Here is an 18,180-nt window from a genome sequence, read left to right as displayed (position 1 = left end):
ATCCTTAACTGATCGGCATTGTCCATAATGGAGGCTTCTGCATATCACACCAAAATCATCGGCCATTGTGGCGGTGCCTGATTTGTGGCTTCGACCATTACCGACTCAATATTGTGCCAGATTGCGGCAATATCCATCATGGTGATTCCGAGCAGTCCCATCGCGAACCAGCAGGCGGAAACAACGCCCAGGCCACTACTGATCACCGCGAGTCCTACGTAATCAGACCGACGAAAACGGATGTTGAGCGTACTTGCCAGAAACATCAGTACGGCGCTAAGAAGCTGCCAGCGAAGAAGAACCACGCCAGTGGTGAGGGTAGCCATCGAACATTTCCTCTGAAAATAACCGATGCCCTGGACAGCACGGTGTTGTTCACGGGAGGCGTGATGCACTCTGGCTATCATGGGGCTTGCAAAATACCAAAATGAAACAATTAGTGCGTTTCATTATTTTTGTGAACTATATCACAATTGGTTGTTTGTTAGCCAGATAGAGTCGCTATTTTTATTAGCATGCTTATTTTGTGGTTTTTCAGTGGCGTCGCGGAAATACAAAATATCGTATCTTCCTGATTGACTCGCATTTTTTAGTAAATTCTTTTTGATATCAGCGTGTTATTTTTAATAAAACAACGATTATAAAGGTATCAATTTCAAATCAGGCAAAAGTGCTATTTATACCGTAAGATTTATCTAACGTCGTCGGTGGCCAGGGTTTTCACCTTGCAATGACCAGCTATAACCAGACAGGGAATTGATAGAAATGAGTCATCGTGCACGACACAAATTGCTGGCGTTGCCGGGCATTATCTTTGTAGCACTCCTCCCCATCATCCTGTCACTATGGATTGCCTTCATTTGGGCAAAATCAGAAGTGAACAATCAGCTTCGTGTCTTTGCCCAACTGGCGCTGGATAAATCCGAGCTGGTCATTCAACAGGCAGATTCAGCGAGCGATGAAGCGAAACGCTATCAGGGGCAAGTTTGTACACCGGATCATCAAAAGCGAATGTTGAATATTATTCGTGGCTATCTTTATATCAATGAACTGATATATGCCCAGGATAACCATTTTTTATGTTCTTCACTTATCGCCCCTGCTGACAGATATATGATCGCCCCCGCGGATTATAAGCGTGACCCTGATATTTCTATCTATTATTATCGCGATACCCCTTTTTTCTCCGGTTATAAAATGACTTATATGCAGCGGGGTAATTATGTGGCGGTCATCAATCCTTTATTCTGGAGTGAGGTGATATCTGACGATCCGACGCTACAATGGGGCGTGTATGATACGGTGACGAAAACCTTTTTTTCGTTAAGCAACCAGGCCTCGGCTGAAACGTTTACTCCGTTAATTCATCTGAATGATTTAACGGTGCAACGAAATGGTCATTTGTATGCAATGGTACATTCGACAAAACGCCCAATAGCGGCCATTGTTGCCACTTCAAATAAACGTCTTATCGCTCATTTTTATAATCATCTTATTTTTGCTTTGCCCGCAGGTATTTTTTGCAGTCTGGTACTCCTGTTACTCTGGTTGCGGATTAGCCAGGAGTACCAGTCACCCAAACGCAAATTGCAACGCGCCCTTGAAAAAAGACAGCTTTGTCTTTATTACCAGCCAATTATCGATATCAAAACAGAAAAATGTATTGGCGCTGAAGCGTTGCTACGTTGGCCAGGTGGTCAGGGGCAAGTAATGAGTCCGGCAGAGTTTATCCCATTGGCGGAAAAAGAGGGGATGATTGAGTTAGTCACTGATTATGTTATTGATAATGTATTCAGCGATCTGGGGGCGTATCTGGCAACACATGCCGATCGCTATGTTTCTATTAACCTGTCGGCCTCCGACTTTCATACATCGCGTTTAATTGCGCGAACCAATCAGAAAATAGAGCAATACGCGGTGCGTCCGCAGCAAATTAAATTTGAAGTTACTGAACATGCGTTTCTTGATGTCACCAAAATGACGCCGATTATTCATGCTTTCCGTCAGGCCGGTTATGAAGTTGCGATTGATGACTTCGGTATTGGCTACTCCAACTTACACAACCTTAATTCATTGAATATCGATATTTTGAAAATCGATAAATCGTTTGTTGAGACGCTGACCACGCACAAAACCAGCCATTTGATTGCGGAACACATCATTGAACTGGCGCACAGTCTGGGGCTAAAAACGATAGCGGAAGGGGTAGAAACGTCAGAACAGGTTAATTGGCTGCGCAAACGCGGCGTGCGTTATTGTCAGGGCTGGTATTTTGCAAAGGCGATGCCGCCGCAAATGTTTATGGAATGGACAGGGAAATTACCCGCACATGAGTTAATGTGCGGGCAATAATTCTAGATACGGTGGCGATAATCGCTGGGAGTGCGATCAAACTGCCGACGGAAAACGCGGGAAAAGGTCTGCTGCGAGACATACCCAAGATCCATTGCGATATCAAAAATAGGGCGCTCGGTGGTGCGCAACTCAACGGCAGCCAGTAACAGGCGGCGTTGACGAATGTAATCACCAAGTGTCTGATGCGTTACCGTGCGGAACATCCGCTGTAAGTACCACTTTGAATAACCTGATTTTTTTGCGACGACATCAATGTTCAGTGGCTGGTCAATATGCTCGTCAATCCATGCGATAAGATCCTGAATAATTTTCTGATGGGACATAAATCTGCCTCTTTTCAGTGTTCAGTTCGTTAATTCATCTGTTGGGGAGTATAATTCCTCAAGTTAACTTGAGGTAAAGCGATTTATGGAAAAGAAATTACCCCGCATTAAAGCCTTGCTCACCCCAGGCGAAGTGGCGAAACGCAGTGGGGTAGCGGTATCTGCACTGCATTTCTATGAGAGCAAAGGGCTGATTACCAGTATTCGAAATAGCGGCAATCAGCGACGATATAAGCGTGATGTGCTGCGATATGTGGCGATTATCAAGATTGCTCAACGTATTGGCATTCCATTGGCGACTATTAGTGAAGCATTTGGTGTGTTGCCTGAAGGGCATACATTAAGCGCCAAAGAGTGGAAGCAGCTTTCTTCGCAATGGCGAGAAGAATTAGATCGGCGCATTCATACCTTAGTGGCTCTGCGAGATGAACTGGACGGTTGTATTGGCTGCGGCTGCCTTTCGCGTAGCGACTGCCCGTTGCGTAACCCGGGCGACCGCTTAGGGGAAGAAGGTACTGGCGCGCGTTTGCTGGAAGACGAGCAAAACTAAAGCGCCACAAGGGCGCTTTAGTTTGTTTCCGGTCTTTGTCTTTCACTCTATCCCGCTGGTACACAGGAGGGTTTCCCCCGACGTCAACACACCTCATTCGAGCACGTGGTGGAGGTTCCGGTTGGTGTTGATACTTTAATTGTATGCCGCCTCCGTATCTTCGCCAGTGCAAAAAGACGCTTTTTAGACGCAATGTTTTTGCCATCTTGCACGATTTTTTACTGCAACCCTTCGCTACAAGCTACCTACAAATGCCGTAATTTTGCGCATCGACGATAACGTTTGCGCATCAATTGCCTGGTTTTTCATCGTCAATACAAGAAAAGGGAAAAAAGCAGCAAACTTCGGTTGAAAAAGCCGCTATGATCGCCGGATAATCGTTTGCTTTTTTTTACCACCCGTTTTGTATGCGCGGAGCTAAACGTTTGCTTTTTTGCGACGCCCCACATTGTCGCAAACCTGAAGCAGGAAGATAACGTTTCGCTGGCAGGGGATTGTCCGCCACGCATCTTGACGAAAAATAAACTCTCAGGGGATGTTTTCTATGTCTACGCCATCAGCGCGTACCGGCGGTTCACTCGACGCCTGGTTTAAAATTTCACAACGTGGAAGCACTGTCCGTCAGGAAGTGGTTGCCGGGTTAACAACGTTTCTGGCGATGGTCTACTCGGTCATCGTCGTTCCGGGCATGCTGGGTAAAGCAGGCTTCCCACCAGCAGCCGTTTTTGTTGCGACCTGTCTGGTTGCCGGGATTGGTTCTATCGCGATGGGGCTGTGGGCCAATTTGCCGCTGGCTATCGGTTGCGCTATCTCCCTGACCGCGTTTACTGCATTCAGTCTGGTGCTGGGGCAGCATATTAGCGTTCCGGTCGCGCTGGGCGCCGTGTTCCTGATGGGGGTGCTGTTTACAGTCATTTCTGCAACGGGTATCCGTAGCTGGATTTTGCGCAACTTGCCACACGGTGTGGCGCACGGTACGGGGATTGGTATCGGCCTGTTCCTGCTGCTGATTGCTGCGAATGGTGTTGGCCTGGTCATTAAAAATCCGCTCGACGGTCTGCCGGTTGCGCTGGGTGATTTCGCCACCTTCCCGGTCATTATGTCGCTGGTAGGTCTGGCGGTGATCGTCGGTCTGGAAAAACTGAAAGTGCCGGGCGGCATTCTGCTGACCATTATCGGTATCTCGATTGTGGGCCTGATCTTCGATCCTAACGTTCATTTCTCCGGCGTTTTCGCTATGCCGTCACTGAGCGATGAAAATGGTAACTCGCTGATTGGTAGCCTGGATATTATGGGCGCGCTGAATCCGGTGGTACTGCCGAGCGTACTGGCGCTGGTGATGACGGCGGTCTTTGATGCGACCGGAACCATCCGTGCAGTCGCCGGTCAGGCGAACCTGCTGGATAAAGACGGGCAGATCATTGATGGCGGCAAAGCGCTGACCACCGACTCCCTGAGCAGCGTTTTCTCAGGCCTGGTGGGGGCGGCTCCGGCCGCGGTATACATCGAGTCTGCGGCGGGTACGGCAGCGGGTGGTAAAACCGGTCTGACGGCAATCACCGTTGGCGTGCTGTTCCTGCTGATTCTGTTCCTCTCTCCGCTTTCTTACCTTGTTCCAGGTTACGCAACGGCTCCTGCGTTGATGTATGTTGGCCTGCTGATGTTGAGTAACGTGGCGAAAATCGACTTTGCTGATTTTGTCGATGCGATGGCGGGGCTGGTGACGGCGGTATTCATTGTACTGACTTGTAACATCGTGACCGGCATTATGATCGGTTTCGCGACCCTGGTTATTGGCCGTCTGGTTTCTGGCGAATGGCGTAAGCTGAACATTGGTACCGTTGTTATCGCCGCGGCACTGGTGACCTTCTACGCGGGTGGCTGGGCTATCTAATCTTTAATAAGATTCTGAAAACGGGTGGCAATGGCTGCCCGTTTTTATTTTCTCCGTACATTGTGTGAGCTTTTGCGATATTCTGAAAAAACTGAGAATTCAGGCATAACGCCTTTCTCAAACCATAAAACATCGCAAACAGGGAACGCATGGAAATCTTCTTTACCATACTGATAATGACCCTCGTGGTTTCGCTGTCCGGGGTGGTCACTCGTGTCATGCCCTTTCAGATTCCGCTTCCGCTTATGCAAATCGCCATTGGTGCGCTACTGGCGTGGCCGACGTTTGGTTTGCATGTGGAGTTTGATCCTGAACTCTTTTTAGTTTTGTTTATTCCGCCGCTGCTCTTTGCTGATGGCTGGAAAACGCCGACCCGTGAATTTCTCGAACATGGTCGGGAGATCTTCGGTCTTGCGCTGGCGCTGGTGGTAGTCACCGTAGTCGGCATTGGCTTCCTCATTTACTGGGTGGTGCCAGGCATTCCGCTAATTCCGGCCTTTGCGCTGGCGGCGGTGCTCTCTCCGACCGATGCCGTGGCGCTCTCCGGGATTGTTGGCGAAGGGCGAATACCGAAAAAAATCATGGGCATTTTGCAGGGCGAAGCGTTGATGAATGACGCCTCCGGCCTGGTGTCGCTGAAGTTTGCCGTGGCAGTCGCGATGGGAACGATGATCTTCACTGTTGGCGGTGCGACGGTCGAATTTATGAAAGTCGCGATCGGCGGTATTCTCGCGGGGTTTGTGGTGAGCTGGCTATATGGTCGCTCGCTGCGCTTCCTGAGCCGCTGGGGCGGCGATGAACCTGCGACACAGATAGTCCTGCTGTTCCTGCTGCCGTTCGCCTCTTATCTGATTGCCGAACATATTGGCGTTTCCGGTATCCTTGCGGCAGTTGCTGCCGGGATGACCATTACCCGTTCAGGCGTGATGCGCCGTGCGCCGCTGGCGATGCGTCTGCGTGCGAACAGCACCTGGGCGATGCTGGAGTTTGTCTTTAACGGCATGGTGTTCTTGCTGTTGGGCCTGCAACTGCCGGGCATTCTGGAGACGTCGCTGATGGCGGCAGAGATCGACCCGAACGTCGAAATCTGGATGCTGTTTACCGACATCATCTTGATTTACGCAGCGCTCATGCTGGTCCGTTTCGGCTGGCTGTGGACGATGAAAAAGTTCAGTAACCGCTTCCTGAAGAAGAAACCGATGGAGTTTGGTTCGTGGACCACACGAGAAATTCTTATCGCGTCTTTTGCCGGGGTTCGCGGGGCTATCACCCTGGCTGGTGTGCTCTCTATTCCGCTGCTGTTGCCGGATGGCAACGTCTTCCCGGCGCGTTATGAGCTGGTGTTCCTGGCGGCTGGCGTCATTCTCTTCTCGCTGTTTGTTGGCGTGGTGATGCTGCCTGTTCTGCTGCAACACATTGAAGTCGCAGATCATTCTCAGCAGCTGAAAGAGGAACGCATTGCGCGCGCGGCAACGGCAGAAGTGGCGATTGTGGCGATCCAGAAAATGGAAGAGCGACTGGCGGCGGACACTGAAGAGAATATCGACAACCAGCTGCTTACCGAAGTCAGCTCTCGCGTCATCGGTAACCTGCGTCGTCGCGCCGACGGCCGAAACGACGTTGAAAGTTCTGTCCAGGAAGAGAACCTGGAACGTCGCTTCCGTCTGGCGGCGTTGCGTTCTGAACGTGCGGAACTTTATCACCTGCGCGCCACGCGGGAGATCAGCAACGAAACGCTGCAAAAGTTGCTACACGATCTTGATTTGCTGGAAGCGTTGTTAATAGAAGAGAACCAATAACGCTTTGGCGGTGTAATCGGTAAAAAGGTGCAGTACATCGCACCTTTTTACCGTTGGTCAGGTGACCAGAGGCTAGTGGAGATTAATGCGCGCGGCCCTGCTCAACGCCAAAGCCGGTCTGGGAACGGATAAATTGCGCACGGAACAGTTCACGCTCGCGCGCCCCTTCCGCTGAATTATCGGTTGCCGAGAAGAACCAGATGCCGAGGAATGCCACGGAGATGGAGAACAGCGCCGGGTATTCGTACGGGAAGATGGCTTTTTCGTGACCGAGGATCTGTACCCAAATCGTTGGGCCGAGGATCATCAGTACTACCGCAGTAATCAGCCCTAACCAACCGCCCATCATTGCGCCACGAGTAGTCAACTTCGACCAGTACATGGAAAGCAGAATGATTGGGAAGTTGCAGCTCGCGGCGATGGCAAACGCCAGGCCCACCATGAACGCGATGTTCTGATTCTCAAACAGCACGCCGAGGATAATGGCAATCACGCCGAGGATCAGCACGGTGATTTTCGAGACTCGCAGCTCTTCACGTTCGGTTGCGCCTTTTTTGAAGACGTTAGCGTACAGGTCATGCGAAACCGCGGAAGCGCCCGCCAGCGTCAGACCCGCAACTACCGCGAGGATAGTGGCGAAAGCAACCGCTGAAATAAAGCCGAGGAACAGGTTGCCGCCCACCGCATTGGCCAGGTGAACTGCCGCCATGTTGTTACCACCAATCAGATGGCCCGCCGCGTCTTTATATTCCGGATTCGCACCGACCAGCATGATCGCGCCGAAGCCGATAATAAAGGTCAGGATGTAGAAGTAGCCCATAAATCCGGTGGCGTAGAACACGCTCTTACGCGCTTCGCGTGCATCGCTGACCGTAAAGAAGCGCATCAGAATATGCGGCAAGCCAGCCGTACCAAACATCAGTCCAAGCCCCAGAGAGAGCGCGGAGATCGGATCTTTCACCAGTCCGCCCGGTTTCATGATGTCGACACCTTTTGGGTGTACCGCCATCGCTTCGCTGAACAGATTGTTGAAGCTAAAGCCGACGTGTTTCATCACCATAAAGGCCATAAAGCTGGCACCGAACAGCAACAGAACGGCTTTGATAATCTGCACCCAGGTGGTCGCCAGCATGCCGCCGAACAGGACGTACATCATCATCAGCACGCCAACCAGCACCACCGCAATGTGATAGTTAAGGCCGAACAGCAGTTCAATCAATTTACCTGCGCCGACCATCTGGGCGATAAGGTAAAGTGCTACCACCACCAGAGAACCACAAGCCGAAAGAATACGAATCGGCCCTTGTTTCAGGCGGTAAGAAGCCACATCCGCAAAGGTATAGCGGCCTAGGTTACGCAGACGTTCAGCAATCAGGAACAGAATGATTGGCCAGCCCACCAGGAAGCCCAGCGAGTAGATCAGCCCGTCATAGCCGGAAGTAAACACCAGCGCGGAGATCCCCAAAAATGAGGCGGCAGACATATAGTCCCCGGCAATCGCCAGCCCGTTCTGGAAGCCAGTGATATTGCCGCCTGCGGTGTAGTAGTCATTACGAGAACGTACGCGTTTTGACGCCCAGTAGGTAATGCCGAGCGTGAACACGACGAAAATCAGGAACATAATAATCGCCTGCCAGTTTGTTGGCTGGCGCTCAACGGCCCCGCTAATAGCATCCGCGGCGTTAGCTGCGAAAGGGAGTGTGGCGGCAAGCGCCGTCAGAACTCTTTTCATGATGCTTGTACCTCATGCAGGACTTCATTATTTAGACGGTCGAATTCGCCGTTCGCCCGCCAGATGTAGATACCAGTGAGAACAAAGGAGATAACAATGACCCCAACGCCAACGGGAATACCGCGTGTGACGCTGGTGTTCGGATTCAGCGGGGTGCCCAGCCAGCCGGGCGCGAAGGCGATCAGTAAAATAAAGCTGATATAAACTGCCAGCATAATAATCGACAGGATGGTGGCAAACCGTTGCCGTTTTTCGACTAACTCCCTGAAATGCGCATTGTCTTCTATCCGCTGATAAATAGTACCATTCATCACAGATTCTCCAGAGGTAATGTAGGGATTGTTTTAATTCCCGCTCCCTTATGGGAGAAGGTTAACGCTCGGGTAACCCTTGCCGAATGTAGGCCGGATAAGGCGTTCACGCCGCATCCGGCAACCAGTGCCTGATGCGCCGCTGTCGCGTCTTATCAGGCCTACAAACCGTTACCGAATGTAGGCCGGATAAGGCGTTTACGCCGCATCCGGCAATCAACGCCTGATGCGTCGCTGTCGCGTCTTATCAGGCCTACAGCCGTTGCCGAATGTAGGCCGGATAAGGCGTTTACGCCGCATCCGGCAACCAGCGCCTGATGCGCCGCTGTCGCGTCTTATCAGGCCTACAAACCGTTACCGACTCACATCGGGCAATTGTGGGTTACGATGGCATCGCGATAGCCTGCTTCTCTTCAAGCAGCTTCTCGACCACGCCAGGATCGGCAAGCGTCGAGGTATCGCCCAGGTTGCTGGTATCGCCCGCCGCAATTTTGCGCAGAATACGGCGCATAATTTTGCCGGAGCGGGTTTTAGGCAGGGAGTCGGTCCAGTGCAGCACGTCTGGCGTCGCCAGCGGGCCAATCTCTTTACGCACCCAGTTGCGGACTTCTGCGTATAGTTCTGGTGACGGTTCCTCCCCGTGATTAAGCGTGACGTAGGCGTAGATCGCCTGACCTTTAATATTGTGCGGAATACCCACCACGGCGGCTTCGGCAATCTTCGGATGCGCCACCAACGCCGACTCAATCTCCGCCGTCCCCAGACGGTGACCAGAGACGTTCAGCACGTCGTCCACGCGCCCGGTGATCCAGTAATAGCCATCTTCATCGCGACGCGCGCCGTCGCCGCTGAAATACATATTTTTGAAGGTGGAGAAGTAGGTCTGTTCAAAACGTTCGTGATCGCCAAACAGCGTACGCGCCTGACCCGGCCAGGAATCGGTGATCACCAGACTGCCTTCAGCGGCACCTTCTTGTGGATTACCTTCGTTATCCACCAGCGCCGGTTGTACGCCGAAGAACGGACGCGTTGCAGAACCGGCTTTCAGTTCGGTCGCCCCAGGCAGCGGCGTAATCATGAAACCGCCAGTTTCGGTCTGCCACCAGGTGTCGACCACTGGGCATTTCTCGTTGCCGATCTTCTTCCAGTACCACTCCCACGCTTCCGGATTGATTGGCTCGCCCACGGAACCGAGAATGCGTAGCGACGAACGGTCGGTGCCTTCAATCGCTTTATCGCCTTCCGCCATCAGCGCGCGAATCGCCGTTGGCGCGGTGTAAAGAATATTGACCTGATGCTTATCCACCACCTGCGCCATACGGGCAGGCGTCGGCCAGTTCGGTACACCTTCAAACATCAGCGTGGTCGCGCCGCAGGCCAGCGGGCCGTACAGCAAATAACTGTGTCCGGTAACCCAGCCCACATCAGCGGTACACCAGTAGATATCGCCCGGATGATAATCAAAGACATATTTAAAGGTCAGCGCCGCGTACACCAGATAACCGCCGGTAGTGTGCAGCACGCCTTTCGGCTTACCGGTAGAACCGGAGGTGTAGAGAATAAACAGAGGATCTTCGGCGTTTATCTCTTCCGCCTGATGCTGATCGCTGGCTTGCTCAACCAGGTCGTGCCACCACAGGTCGCGCCCTTCCTGCCAGTCGATTTTTCCGCCAGTACGCTTCAGTACCACCACATGTTCAATGCTGGTGACGTTCGGGTTTTTCAGCGCGTCATCAACGTTTTTCTTCAGCGGAATACTACGCCCGGCGCGCACACCTTCATCGGAAGTGATCACCAACCGTGAGTTAGAATCGATAATGCGTCCGGCAACGGCTTCCGGCGAGAAGCCGCCGAAAATTACCGAATGCACCGCGCCAATGCGGGCGCAGGCCAGCATCGCGACCGCAGCTTCCGGTACCATCGGCATATAAATCGCCACCACATCACCTTTTTTAATGCCCAGCTCGAGCAGGGTATTGGCGAAGCGGCAGACGTCGCGGTGCAGCTCTTTATAACTAATATGTTTGCTCTGACTGGCGTCATCGCCTTCCCAGATAATAGCGGTACGATCGCCGTTTTCTTGCAGATGGCGGTCAAGGCAGTTTGCCGCCAGATTCAGCGTGCCGTCCTCGTACCATTTAATGGACACATTACCGGGGGCAAAGGAGGTGTTTTTCACCTTCTGGTACGGTTTGATCCAGTCGAGAATTTTTCCCTGTTCGCCCCAAAAGGTATCTGGTGCGTTAATTGATTGTTGGTACATCGCTTCGTACTGCTGAGGGTTTATCAGGCAATGGTCTGCGATGTTGGCAGGAATGGTGTGTTTGTGTATTTGGCTCATGCTTTTGTTCTCCTTGTAGGATGTTAATAATATGTGTCATAAGCGTTAAATGTAGGGGTATTGGCAGTTTTGTTTAGTATTTGGGCGGCAGATCACGCAAAAGTAGAATTGTGCAAATAAACGACAGGATTATTTTTGAAGGACACCAACAAAAGTTGGCATTTTCTTTCTGGAACATGCAGTTATGCATGTGTTTGAAATGGAGGAAATTATCAACTAACTCTAAAGTGGTATTTTACATGCACTTACAATTGATTAAAGACAACATTCCGCATGTGGTTATTTGTTACACATAGGGGCGAGCAATGTCATGACAGTGTATGTGCGGTTACTGTCATGAAAAAACAATAAAAACTGCCATTGCCTCAATGGCAAAATTTGGATAAAGCCCCTATGACAAGGATAAAAATAAACGCACGCCGTATCTTCAGCTTGTTGATTCCTTTTTTCTTTTTCACTTCTGTTCACGCTGAACAAACGGCTGCTCCCGCAACACCTGTAACTGTGGAAGCGAAGAATGAAACCTTTGCCCCGCAGCATCCCGATCAATATCTCTCCTGGAAAGCTACCTCGGAACAGTCAGAGCGTGTTGACGCCCTGGCGGAAGATCCACGGCTGGTGATCCTGTGGGCGGGGTATCCCTTCTCGCGCGATTACAACAAGCCGCGTGGACATGCCTTTGCTGTGACCGATGTGCGTGAAACTCTGCGTACCGGTGCGCCGAAAAACGCCGAAGATGGTCCGCTACCGATGGCATGCTGGAGTTGTAAAAGCCCGGATGTGGCGCGCCTGATCCAGAAAGACGGCGAAGATGGCTACTTCCACGGTAAATGGGCGCGCGGCGGCCCGGAAATCGTCAACAACTTAGGTTGTGCCGACTGCCATAACACCGCCTCACCAGAGTTCGCCAAAGGTAAGCCGGAGTTAACCCTTTCCCGTCCATATGCGGCGCGTGCAATGGAAGCCATTGGCAAACCTTTTGAGAAAGCTGGACGTTTCGACCAGCAATCGATGGTTTGCGGTCAGTGCCATGTGGAGTATTACTTCGACGGCAAAAACAAAGCGGTTAAATTCCCGTGGGATGACGGCATGAAAGTCGAAAATATGGAGCAGTATTACGACAAAATTGCCTTCTCTGACTGGACTAACTCCCTGTCAAAAACGCCAATGCTGAAAGCGCAGCACCCGGAATATGAAACCTGGACAGCGGGCATTCACGGCAAAAACAACGTGACCTGTATCGACTGCCATATGCCAAAAGTGCAGAACGCCGAAGGCAAACTCTACACCGACCATAAAATTGGTAATCCGTTTGATAACTTCGCCCAGACTTGTGCGAACTGCCATACCCAGGACAAAGCCGCCTTGCAAAAAGTGGTCGCGGAACGTAAGCAGTCGATTAACGACCTGAAAATCAAGGTTGAAGATCAACTGGTTCACGCTCACTTCGAAGCGAAAGCGGCACTGGACGCAGGCGCGACGGAAGCCGAAATGAAGCCGATTCAGGACGATATCCGTCATGCCCAGTGGCGTTGGGATCTGGCGATCGCTTCCCACGGTATTCATATGCACGCACCGGAAGAAGGTCTGCGGATGCTCGGTACTGCGATGGATAAAGCGGCGGATGCGCGCACCAAACTGGCGCGCCTGCTGGCGACCAAAGGCATCACCCATGAAATCCAGATCCCGGATATCTCGACCAAAGAGAAAGCCCAGCAGGCAATTGGCCTGAACATGGAGCAAATCAAAGCCGAGAAACAGGATTTCATCAAAACGGTGATCCCGCAGTGGGAAGATCAGGCACGTAAAAACGGTCTGTTAAGCCAATAATCCCCGTTCCGCCTCGCAAGGGGCGGAAAACAAAATGGAGTGAATATGAGCGTATTACGTTCGTTATTAACTGCTGGGGTGCTGGCGTCGGGCCTGTTGTGGAGCCTGAACGGAATTACCGCTACCCCTGCGGCGCAGGCATCTGGCGATCGCTACGAAGTTACCCAGCAGCGTAACCCGGATGCCGCCTGTCTGGACTGTCATAAGCCAGATACCGAAGGTATGCATGGCAAACATGCTTCCGTTATCAACCCGAATAACAAACTGCCGGTCACCTGCGCCAACTGTCACGGCCAGCCATCACCGCAACACCGCGAAGGGGTGAAAGATGTGATGCGCTTTAACGAGCCGATGTACAAGGTTGGAGAGCAGAACAGCGTCTGTATGTCCTGCCATCTACCGGAACAGTTGCAAAAAGCGTTCTGGCCGCACGATGTTCACGTAACCAAAGTGGCGTGCGCCAGCTGCCATTCCCTGCATCCACAGCAAGATACGATGCAGACGTTAAGTGACAAAGGACGGATCAAGATTTGCGTCGATTGCCACAGCGATCAGCGCACCAATCCGAACTTTAACCCGGCGTCTGTTCCGTTGCTTAAGGAGCAGCCATGACCTGGTCACGTCGCCAGTTTCTCACCGGCGTCGGTGTGCTGGCAGCCGTTAGCGGCACCGCGGGGCGCGTGGTGGCGAAAACGTTGAATATCAATGGGGTGCGTTACGGCATGGTGCATGACGAGTCGTTATGCATCGGCTGTACCGCCTGTATGGATGCTTGTCGAGAAGTGAACAAGGTGCCGGAAGGTGTGTCGCGCCTGACGATTATTCGTAGCGAGCCGCAGGGCGAATTTCCTGATGTGAAATATCGCTTCTTCCGTAAGTCTTGCCAGCACTGCGATCATGCGCCGTGCGTTGACGTCTGCCCAACGGGTGCGTCTTTTCGCGATGCCGCCAGTGGGATTGTCGATGTTAATCCGGATCTCTGCGTCGGTTGTCAGTACTGCATCGCCGCCTGTCCGTACCGCGTGCGCTTTATCCATCCGGTCACGAAGACAGCGGACAAATGCGATTTCTGCCGCAAGACTAATTTGCAGGCCGGTAAGTTACCCGCGTGCGTTGAAGCTTGCCCGACGAAGGCGCTGACGTTTGGCAATCTGGACGATCCCAACAGTGAGATTTCACAACTGCTGCGCCAGAAGCCCACTTACCGCTACAAGCTGGCGCTGGGAACCAAACCGAAGCTGTACCGCGTGCCGTTTAAATACGGGGAGGTGAGCCAATGACTCAGGCTTCCGCATTTCATTTTGAATCGCTGGTGTGGGACTGGCCGATTGCCATCTATCTGTTTTTGGTGGGGATCTCTGCCGGACTGGTGACGCTGGCGGTGTTGCTGCGTCGCTTCTACCCGCAGGCGGGTGGTGCAGACAGTACGTTGCTGCGCACCACGCTGATTGTCGGGCCTGGCGCAGTGATCCTCGGCCTGCTGATCCTCGTCTTTCATCTGACGCGTCCGTGGACCTTCTGGAAGCTGATGTTCCACTACAGTTTTACCTCGGTGATGTCGATGGGGGTGATGCTGTTTCAGCTCTACATGGTGGTGCTGGTGCTGTGGCTGGCGAAAATCTTTGAACACGATTTGCTTGCCCTGCAACAACGCTGGTTGCCGAAGTTGGGGAGCGTGCAAAAGGTCATGAGCCTGCTGACGCCCGTTCATCGCGGACTGGAAACGTTGATGCTGGTGCTGGCGGTGCTGCTGGGGGCTTATACCGGCTTTCTGCTGTCGGCGCTGAAATCGTATCCGTTCCTCAATAACCCGATCCTGCCTGTGCTGTTCCTCTTCTCCGGCATCTCGTCCGGTGCGGCGGTGGCGCTGATCGCCATGGCGATACGCCAACGCAGTAACCCGCATTCCACGGAAGCGCACTTTGTTCACCGGATGGAAATCCCTGTGGTATGGGGCGAAATCTTCCTGCTGGTGGCGTTTTTTGTCGGTCTGGCGTTGGGCGATGACGGTAAAGTGCGTGCGCTGGTGGCGGCATTGGGCGGCGGTTTCTGGACGTGGTGGTTCTGGCTTGGTATCGCTGGGCTGGGGCTGATTGTGCCAATGTTGCTCAAACCGTGGGCCAATCGCAGTTCCGGCATTCCTGCCGTGCTGGCGGCGTGTGGGGCCAGCCTGGTCGGCGTGTTGATGCTGCGCTTTTTCATTCTCTACGCCGGACAGTTGACGGTGGCGTAAGCCAGAAAAGAGGTGGTTTCTGGACGTATTCCTTCCTGAAGTCGGTTTTCTGGCGTTGTTGTTAAGTCTCGGGGTCAATGTTTTGACCCCGTTGATGAGCGTCGTGGGAGTGCGGTTGCGCTGGCCTGCCATGATGCGGCTCATCAGCATTGGCATTCTGGCGCAGTTCACACTCCTGCTGCTCGCCTTTGGCGTACTGACGTATTGTTTTCTCATCAGCGATTTCTCGGTCATTTATGTCGCACAACATAGCTACAGCCTGCTGTCGTGGGAACTCAAACTGGCGGCGGTGTGGGGTGGTCATGAAGGTTCGTTGCTACTTTGGGTGCTGTTGCTTTCCGCCTGGAGCGCGCTGTTTGCCTGGCATTATCGGCAGCAAACCGATCCGCTATTTCCGCTGACGCTAGCCGTTTTATCTCTCATGATCGCCGCACTGCTACTGTTTGTGGTGCTGTGGTCCGATCCCTTCGTGCGGATATTCCCCCCAGCAATCGAAGGCCGCGATCTCAATCCGATGCTGCAACATCCCGGTCTTATCTTTCATCCACCGCTGCTTTACCTTGGCTATGGCGGTTTGATGGTAGCGGCGAGCGTGGCGCTGGCGAGTCTACTGCGCGGCGAGTTTGATGCGGCCAGCGCCCGAATTTGCTGGCGCTGGGCGTTACCTGGCTGGAGCGCATTAACGGCGGGGATCATCCTCGGTTCCTGGTGGGCCTATTGCGAACTGGGCTGGGGCGGCTGGTGGTTCTGGGATCCGGTGGAAAACGCCTCTTTATTACCCTGGCTTTCTGCCACTGCGCTACTGCACAGTTTATCCCTGACACGCCAGCGGGGGATTTTCCGCCACTGGTCGCTGCTGCTGGCGATCGTTACTCTGATGCTGTCGCTGCTGGGGACGTTGATTGTCCGTTCTGGCATTCTGGTTTCGGTTCATGCGTTCGCGCTGGATAACGTCCGCGCCGTGCCGTTGTTCAGCCTGTTTGCGCTGATTAGCCTTGCGTCTCTGGCTCTGTATGGCTGGCGAGCGCGGGACGGTGGCCCGGCGGTGAGTTTTTCAGGGTTATCGCGAGAAATGTTAATCCTCGCTACGCTGTTGCTGTTTTGCGCGGTGCTACTGATCGTGCTGGTGGGAACGCTTTATCCGATGATTTACGGCTTGCTGGGCTGGGGACGCCTCTCCGTTGGCGCACCGTATTTTAACCGCGCGACGTTACCGTTTGGTCTGTTGATGCTGGTGGTGATTGTGCTGGCGACGTTTGTCTCTGGCAAACGCGCGCAGCTTTCGGCGCTGCTGGCGCATGCGGGCGTGCTGTTATTTGCCGCGGGGATCGTGGTTTCCAGCGTCAGCCGTCAGGAGATCAGCCTGAATTTACAGCCGGGGCAGCAGGTAAAACTGGCAGGATACACCTTCCGGTTTGAGCGCCTCGATCTGCAAGCCAAAGGCAATTACACCAGCGAAAAAGCGATAGTGGCACTGTTTGACCATCAGCAACGTATTGGTGAATTAACGCCGGAGCGGCGTTTCTATGAAGCACGCCGTCAGCAAATGATGGAGCCGTCAATTCGCTGGAACGGCATCCATGACTGGTATGTGGTCATGGGCGAGAAAACCGGAGCGGATCGTTACGCTTTTCGTTTGTATGTACAAAGCGGTGTGCGCTGGATCTGGGGGGGAGGATTGTTGATGATTGCAGGCGCATTGTTAAGCGGATGGCGGGGGAGGAAGCGCGATGAATAAAGGGCTTCTCATTTTGCTGCTGCTATTTACCTGTTTTGCGCGCGCTCAGGTTGTAGACACCTGGCAATTCGCCAATCCACAACAACAGGAACAAGCGTTAAATATTGCCAGCCAGTTACGCTGCCCGCAGTGCCAGAATCAGAACTTACTGGAATCCAACGCGCCAGTGGCGGTCAGTATGCGCCATCAGGTTTACAGCATGGTGGCGGAGGGGAAAAGTGAAGTCGAAATCATCGGCTGGATGACTGAACGCTACGGAGATTTTGTTCGCTATAACCCACCGTTAACTGGTCAGACGCTGGTGTTGTGGGCGCTGCCAGTGGTGTTGTTACTGCTGATGGCACTGATCCTCTGGCGAGTGAGGGCGAAGCGATGAAACAGCCTCAAATACCGGTGAACATGCTGACAACACTCACGATTTTGATGGTATTTCTCTGTGTCGGCAGTTATCTGTTAAGTCCAAAATGGCAGGCGGTGCGTGCGGAGTATCAGCGTCAGCGCGATCCGCTACATCAGTTTGCCAGCCAGCAAACCCCGGAAGCGCAGCTTCAGGCATTGCAGGATAAAATCCGCGCCAATCCACAAAACAGTGAACAGTGGGCGTTGCTGGGCGAGTACTATCTGTGGCAAAACGATTACAGCAATTCGCTGCTGGCGTACCGTCAGGCGTTGCAACTACGTGGTGAGAACGCTGAACTGTATGCGGCGCTGGCGACGGTGCTTTATTACCAGGCCAGCCAGCATATGACCGCCCAGACTCGCGCAATGATCGACAAAGCCCTCGCGCTGGACAGTAATGAAATCACCGCCCTGATGCTGCTGGCTTCAGATGCGTTTATGCAGGCGAATTACGCGCAAGCCATCGAACTATGGCAAAAAGTGATGGATCTAAACTCACCACGAGTTAACCGAACACAGCTGGTTGAGTCGATTAATATGGCAAAACTGCTGCAGCGGCGAGCGGATTAATCATTCAGTGTTGAAGATTATGTTATTGAGATGTGTAAAAAATAATCGAATGAACACATGCAAAAAATAATCACCAATCAGTATTATTGCAAATTAAACAAATAA

Annotated in this window: 16 protein-coding genes; 11 read left to right on the top strand and 5 right to left on the bottom strand. The window is 52.7% G+C overall.

What is annotated here, in order from left to right; all coding sequences use genetic code 11:
* Positions 1 to 44: 44 nt before the first annotated feature.
* Complete coding sequence (locus FEK46_RS04645; RefSeq protein ID WP_064525602.1) at positions 45 to 326, bottom strand: YjcB family protein; 282 nt, start codon at positions 324 to 326, stop codon at positions 45 to 47.
* 439 nt (positions 327 to 765) lie between these two features.
* On the opposite strand from FEK46_RS04645, the gene FEK46_RS04640 reads away from it, so the two are divergent.
* Complete coding sequence (locus FEK46_RS04640) at positions 766 to 2,352, top strand: EAL domain-containing protein (RefSeq protein WP_135408649.1); 1,587 nt, start codon at positions 766 to 768, stop codon at positions 2,350 to 2,352.
* A 2-nt stretch (positions 2,353 to 2,354) separates the two neighbouring features.
* On the opposite strand, the gene soxS is transcribed toward FEK46_RS04640, so the two are convergent.
* Positions 2,355 to 2,678, bottom strand: a complete 324-nt coding sequence (soxS, locus tag FEK46_RS04635; RefSeq protein ID WP_000019357.1) for a superoxide response transcriptional regulator SoxS — start codon at positions 2,676 to 2,678, stop codon at positions 2,355 to 2,357.
* 85 nt (positions 2,679 to 2,763) lie between these two features.
* Here soxS and soxR point away from each other — a divergent pair, with 85 nt between their 5' ends.
* From soxR to FEK46_RS04620, 3 genes are all read left to right on the top strand, one after another.
* The gene (soxR, locus tag FEK46_RS04630) at positions 2,764 to 3,228 is read left to right on the top strand and encodes a redox-sensitive transcriptional activator SoxR (RefSeq protein WP_000412432.1); all 465 of its coding nucleotides are present in this window, start codon (positions 2,764 to 2,766) and stop codon (positions 3,226 to 3,228) included.
* 544 nt (positions 3,229 to 3,772) lie between these two features.
* The gene (gene ghxP, locus FEK46_RS04625) at positions 3,773 to 5,122 is read left to right on the top strand and encodes a guanine/hypoxanthine transporter GhxP (protein ID WP_130205830.1); all 1,350 of its coding nucleotides are present in this window, start codon (positions 3,773 to 3,775) and stop codon (positions 5,120 to 5,122) included.
* A 149-nt stretch (positions 5,123 to 5,271) separates the two neighbouring features.
* Positions 5,272 to 6,921, top strand: a complete 1,650-nt coding sequence (locus FEK46_RS04620) for a Na+/H+ antiporter (protein ID WP_130205832.1) — start codon at positions 5,272 to 5,274, stop codon at positions 6,919 to 6,921.
* Between the two features lie 82 nt (positions 6,922 to 7,003).
* On the opposite strand, the gene actP is transcribed toward FEK46_RS04620, so the two are convergent.
* From actP to acs, 3 genes are all read right to left on the bottom strand, one after another.
* Complete coding sequence (actP, locus tag FEK46_RS04615; protein WP_000832550.1) at positions 7,004 to 8,653, bottom strand: cation/acetate symporter ActP; 1,650 nt, start codon at positions 8,651 to 8,653, stop codon at positions 7,004 to 7,006.
* The gene (locus FEK46_RS04610) at positions 8,650 to 8,964 is read right to left on the bottom strand and encodes a DUF485 domain-containing protein (RefSeq protein ID WP_001337746.1); all 315 of its coding nucleotides are present in this window, start codon (positions 8,962 to 8,964) and stop codon (positions 8,650 to 8,652) included. Before FEK46_RS04610 ends, actP begins: the two co-directional genes overlap by 4 nt.
* Positions 8,965 to 9,346: 382 nt before the next feature.
* The gene (gene acs / locus FEK46_RS04605; protein ID WP_130205834.1) at positions 9,347 to 11,305 is read right to left on the bottom strand and encodes an acetate--CoA ligase; all 1,959 of its coding nucleotides are present in this window, start codon (positions 11,303 to 11,305) and stop codon (positions 9,347 to 9,349) included.
* 393 nt (positions 11,306 to 11,698) lie between these two features.
* Here acs and nrfA point away from each other — a divergent pair, with 393 nt between their 5' ends.
* Genes nrfA through nrfG form a run of 7 tightly spaced genes read left to right on the top strand, consistent with a single transcriptional unit; the run spans position 11,699 to position 18,075 of the window.
* Positions 11,699 to 13,135 carry an ammonia-forming nitrite reductase cytochrome c552 subunit gene (gene nrfA / locus FEK46_RS04595; RefSeq protein ID WP_135560228.1) on the top strand — a complete coding sequence of 479 codons (1,437 nt, stop codon included), beginning with the start codon at positions 11,699 to 11,701 and terminating at the stop codon, positions 13,133 to 13,135.
* Positions 13,136 to 13,180: 45 nt separating this feature from the next.
* Positions 13,181 to 13,747, top strand: a complete 567-nt coding sequence (gene nrfB, locus FEK46_RS04590; protein WP_135560227.1) for a cytochrome c nitrite reductase pentaheme subunit — start codon at positions 13,181 to 13,183, stop codon at positions 13,745 to 13,747.
* Positions 13,744 to 14,415 carry a cytochrome c nitrite reductase Fe-S protein gene (gene nrfC / locus FEK46_RS04585; RefSeq protein ID WP_000220281.1) on the top strand — a complete coding sequence of 224 codons (672 nt, stop codon included), beginning with the start codon at positions 13,744 to 13,746 and terminating at the stop codon, positions 14,413 to 14,415. Before nrfB ends, nrfC begins: the two co-directional genes overlap by 4 nt.
* Positions 14,412 to 15,368, top strand: a complete 957-nt coding sequence (nrfD, locus tag FEK46_RS04580; RefSeq protein ID WP_135560226.1) for a cytochrome c nitrite reductase subunit NrfD — start codon at positions 14,412 to 14,414, stop codon at positions 15,366 to 15,368. Before nrfC ends, nrfD begins: the two co-directional genes overlap by 4 nt.
* A 19-nt stretch (positions 15,369 to 15,387) precedes the next feature.
* The gene (locus FEK46_RS04575) at positions 15,388 to 17,106 is read left to right on the top strand and encodes a heme lyase CcmF/NrfE family subunit (protein ID WP_135560225.1); all 1,719 of its coding nucleotides are present in this window, start codon (positions 15,388 to 15,390) and stop codon (positions 17,104 to 17,106) included.
* Positions 17,099 to 17,482, top strand: a complete 384-nt coding sequence (gene nrfF / locus FEK46_RS04570) for a heme lyase NrfEFG subunit NrfF (RefSeq protein WP_135560224.1) — start codon at positions 17,099 to 17,101, stop codon at positions 17,480 to 17,482. The genes FEK46_RS04575 and nrfF overlap by 8 nt, the downstream gene beginning before the upstream one ends.
* Complete coding sequence (gene nrfG, locus FEK46_RS04565) at positions 17,479 to 18,075, top strand: heme lyase NrfEFG subunit NrfG (protein ID WP_131161373.1); 597 nt, start codon at positions 17,479 to 17,481, stop codon at positions 18,073 to 18,075. The genes nrfF and nrfG overlap by 4 nt, the downstream gene beginning before the upstream one ends.
* The last annotated feature ends 105 nt before the right edge of the window (positions 18,076 to 18,180 follow it).

Source organism: Escherichia sp. E4736, from assembly GCF_005781225.1.
Lineage (GTDB): Bacteria > Pseudomonadota > Gammaproteobacteria > Enterobacterales > Enterobacteriaceae > Escherichia.
Note: the sequence above shows the minus strand (reverse complement) of the source record. Positions and strands in the feature narration are given on the sequence as shown.

Excerpts from the sequence above, each read along its gene's own strand:
- FEK46_RS04640 (WP_135408649.1), top strand. The coding sequence starts at position 766 with ATGAGTCATCGTGCACGACACAAATTGCTGGCGTTGCCGGGCATTATC.
- actP (WP_000832550.1), bottom strand. The coding sequence starts at position 8,653 with ATGAAAAGAGTTCTGACGGCGCTTGCCGCCACACTCCCTTTCGCAGCT.
- soxS (WP_000019357.1), bottom strand. The coding sequence starts at position 2,678 with ATGTCCCATCAGAAAATTATTCAGGATCTTATCGCATGGATTGACGAG.
- nrfD (WP_135560226.1), top strand. The coding sequence starts at position 14,412 with ATGACTCAGGCTTCCGCATTTCATTTTGAATCGCTGGTGTGGGACTGG.
- nrfC (WP_000220281.1), top strand. The coding sequence starts at position 13,744 with ATGACCTGGTCACGTCGCCAGTTTCTCACCGGCGTCGGTGTGCTGGCA.
- nrfG (WP_131161373.1), top strand. The coding sequence starts at position 17,479 with ATGAAACAGCCTCAAATACCGGTGAACATGCTGACAACACTCACGATT.
- acs (WP_130205834.1), bottom strand. The coding sequence starts at position 11,305 with ATGAGCCAAATACACAAACACACCATTCCTGCCAACATCGCAGACCAT.
- nrfA (WP_135560228.1), top strand. The coding sequence starts at position 11,699 with ATGACAAGGATAAAAATAAACGCACGCCGTATCTTCAGCTTGTTGATT.
- ghxP (WP_130205830.1), top strand. The coding sequence starts at position 3,773 with ATGTCTACGCCATCAGCGCGTACCGGCGGTTCACTCGACGCCTGGTTT.
- soxR (WP_000412432.1), top strand. The coding sequence starts at position 2,764 with ATGGAAAAGAAATTACCCCGCATTAAAGCCTTGCTCACCCCAGGCGAA.
- FEK46_RS04610 (WP_001337746.1), bottom strand. The coding sequence starts at position 8,964 with ATGAATGGTACTATTTATCAGCGGATAGAAGACAATGCGCATTTCAGG.
- nrfB (WP_135560227.1), top strand. The coding sequence starts at position 13,181 with ATGAGCGTATTACGTTCGTTATTAACTGCTGGGGTGCTGGCGTCGGGC.
- FEK46_RS04645 (WP_064525602.1), bottom strand. The coding sequence starts at position 326 with ATGGCTACCCTCACCACTGGCGTGGTTCTTCTTCGCTGGCAGCTTCTT.
- FEK46_RS04620 (WP_130205832.1), top strand. The coding sequence starts at position 5,272 with ATGGAAATCTTCTTTACCATACTGATAATGACCCTCGTGGTTTCGCTG.
- nrfF (WP_135560224.1), top strand. The coding sequence starts at position 17,099 with ATGAATAAAGGGCTTCTCATTTTGCTGCTGCTATTTACCTGTTTTGCG.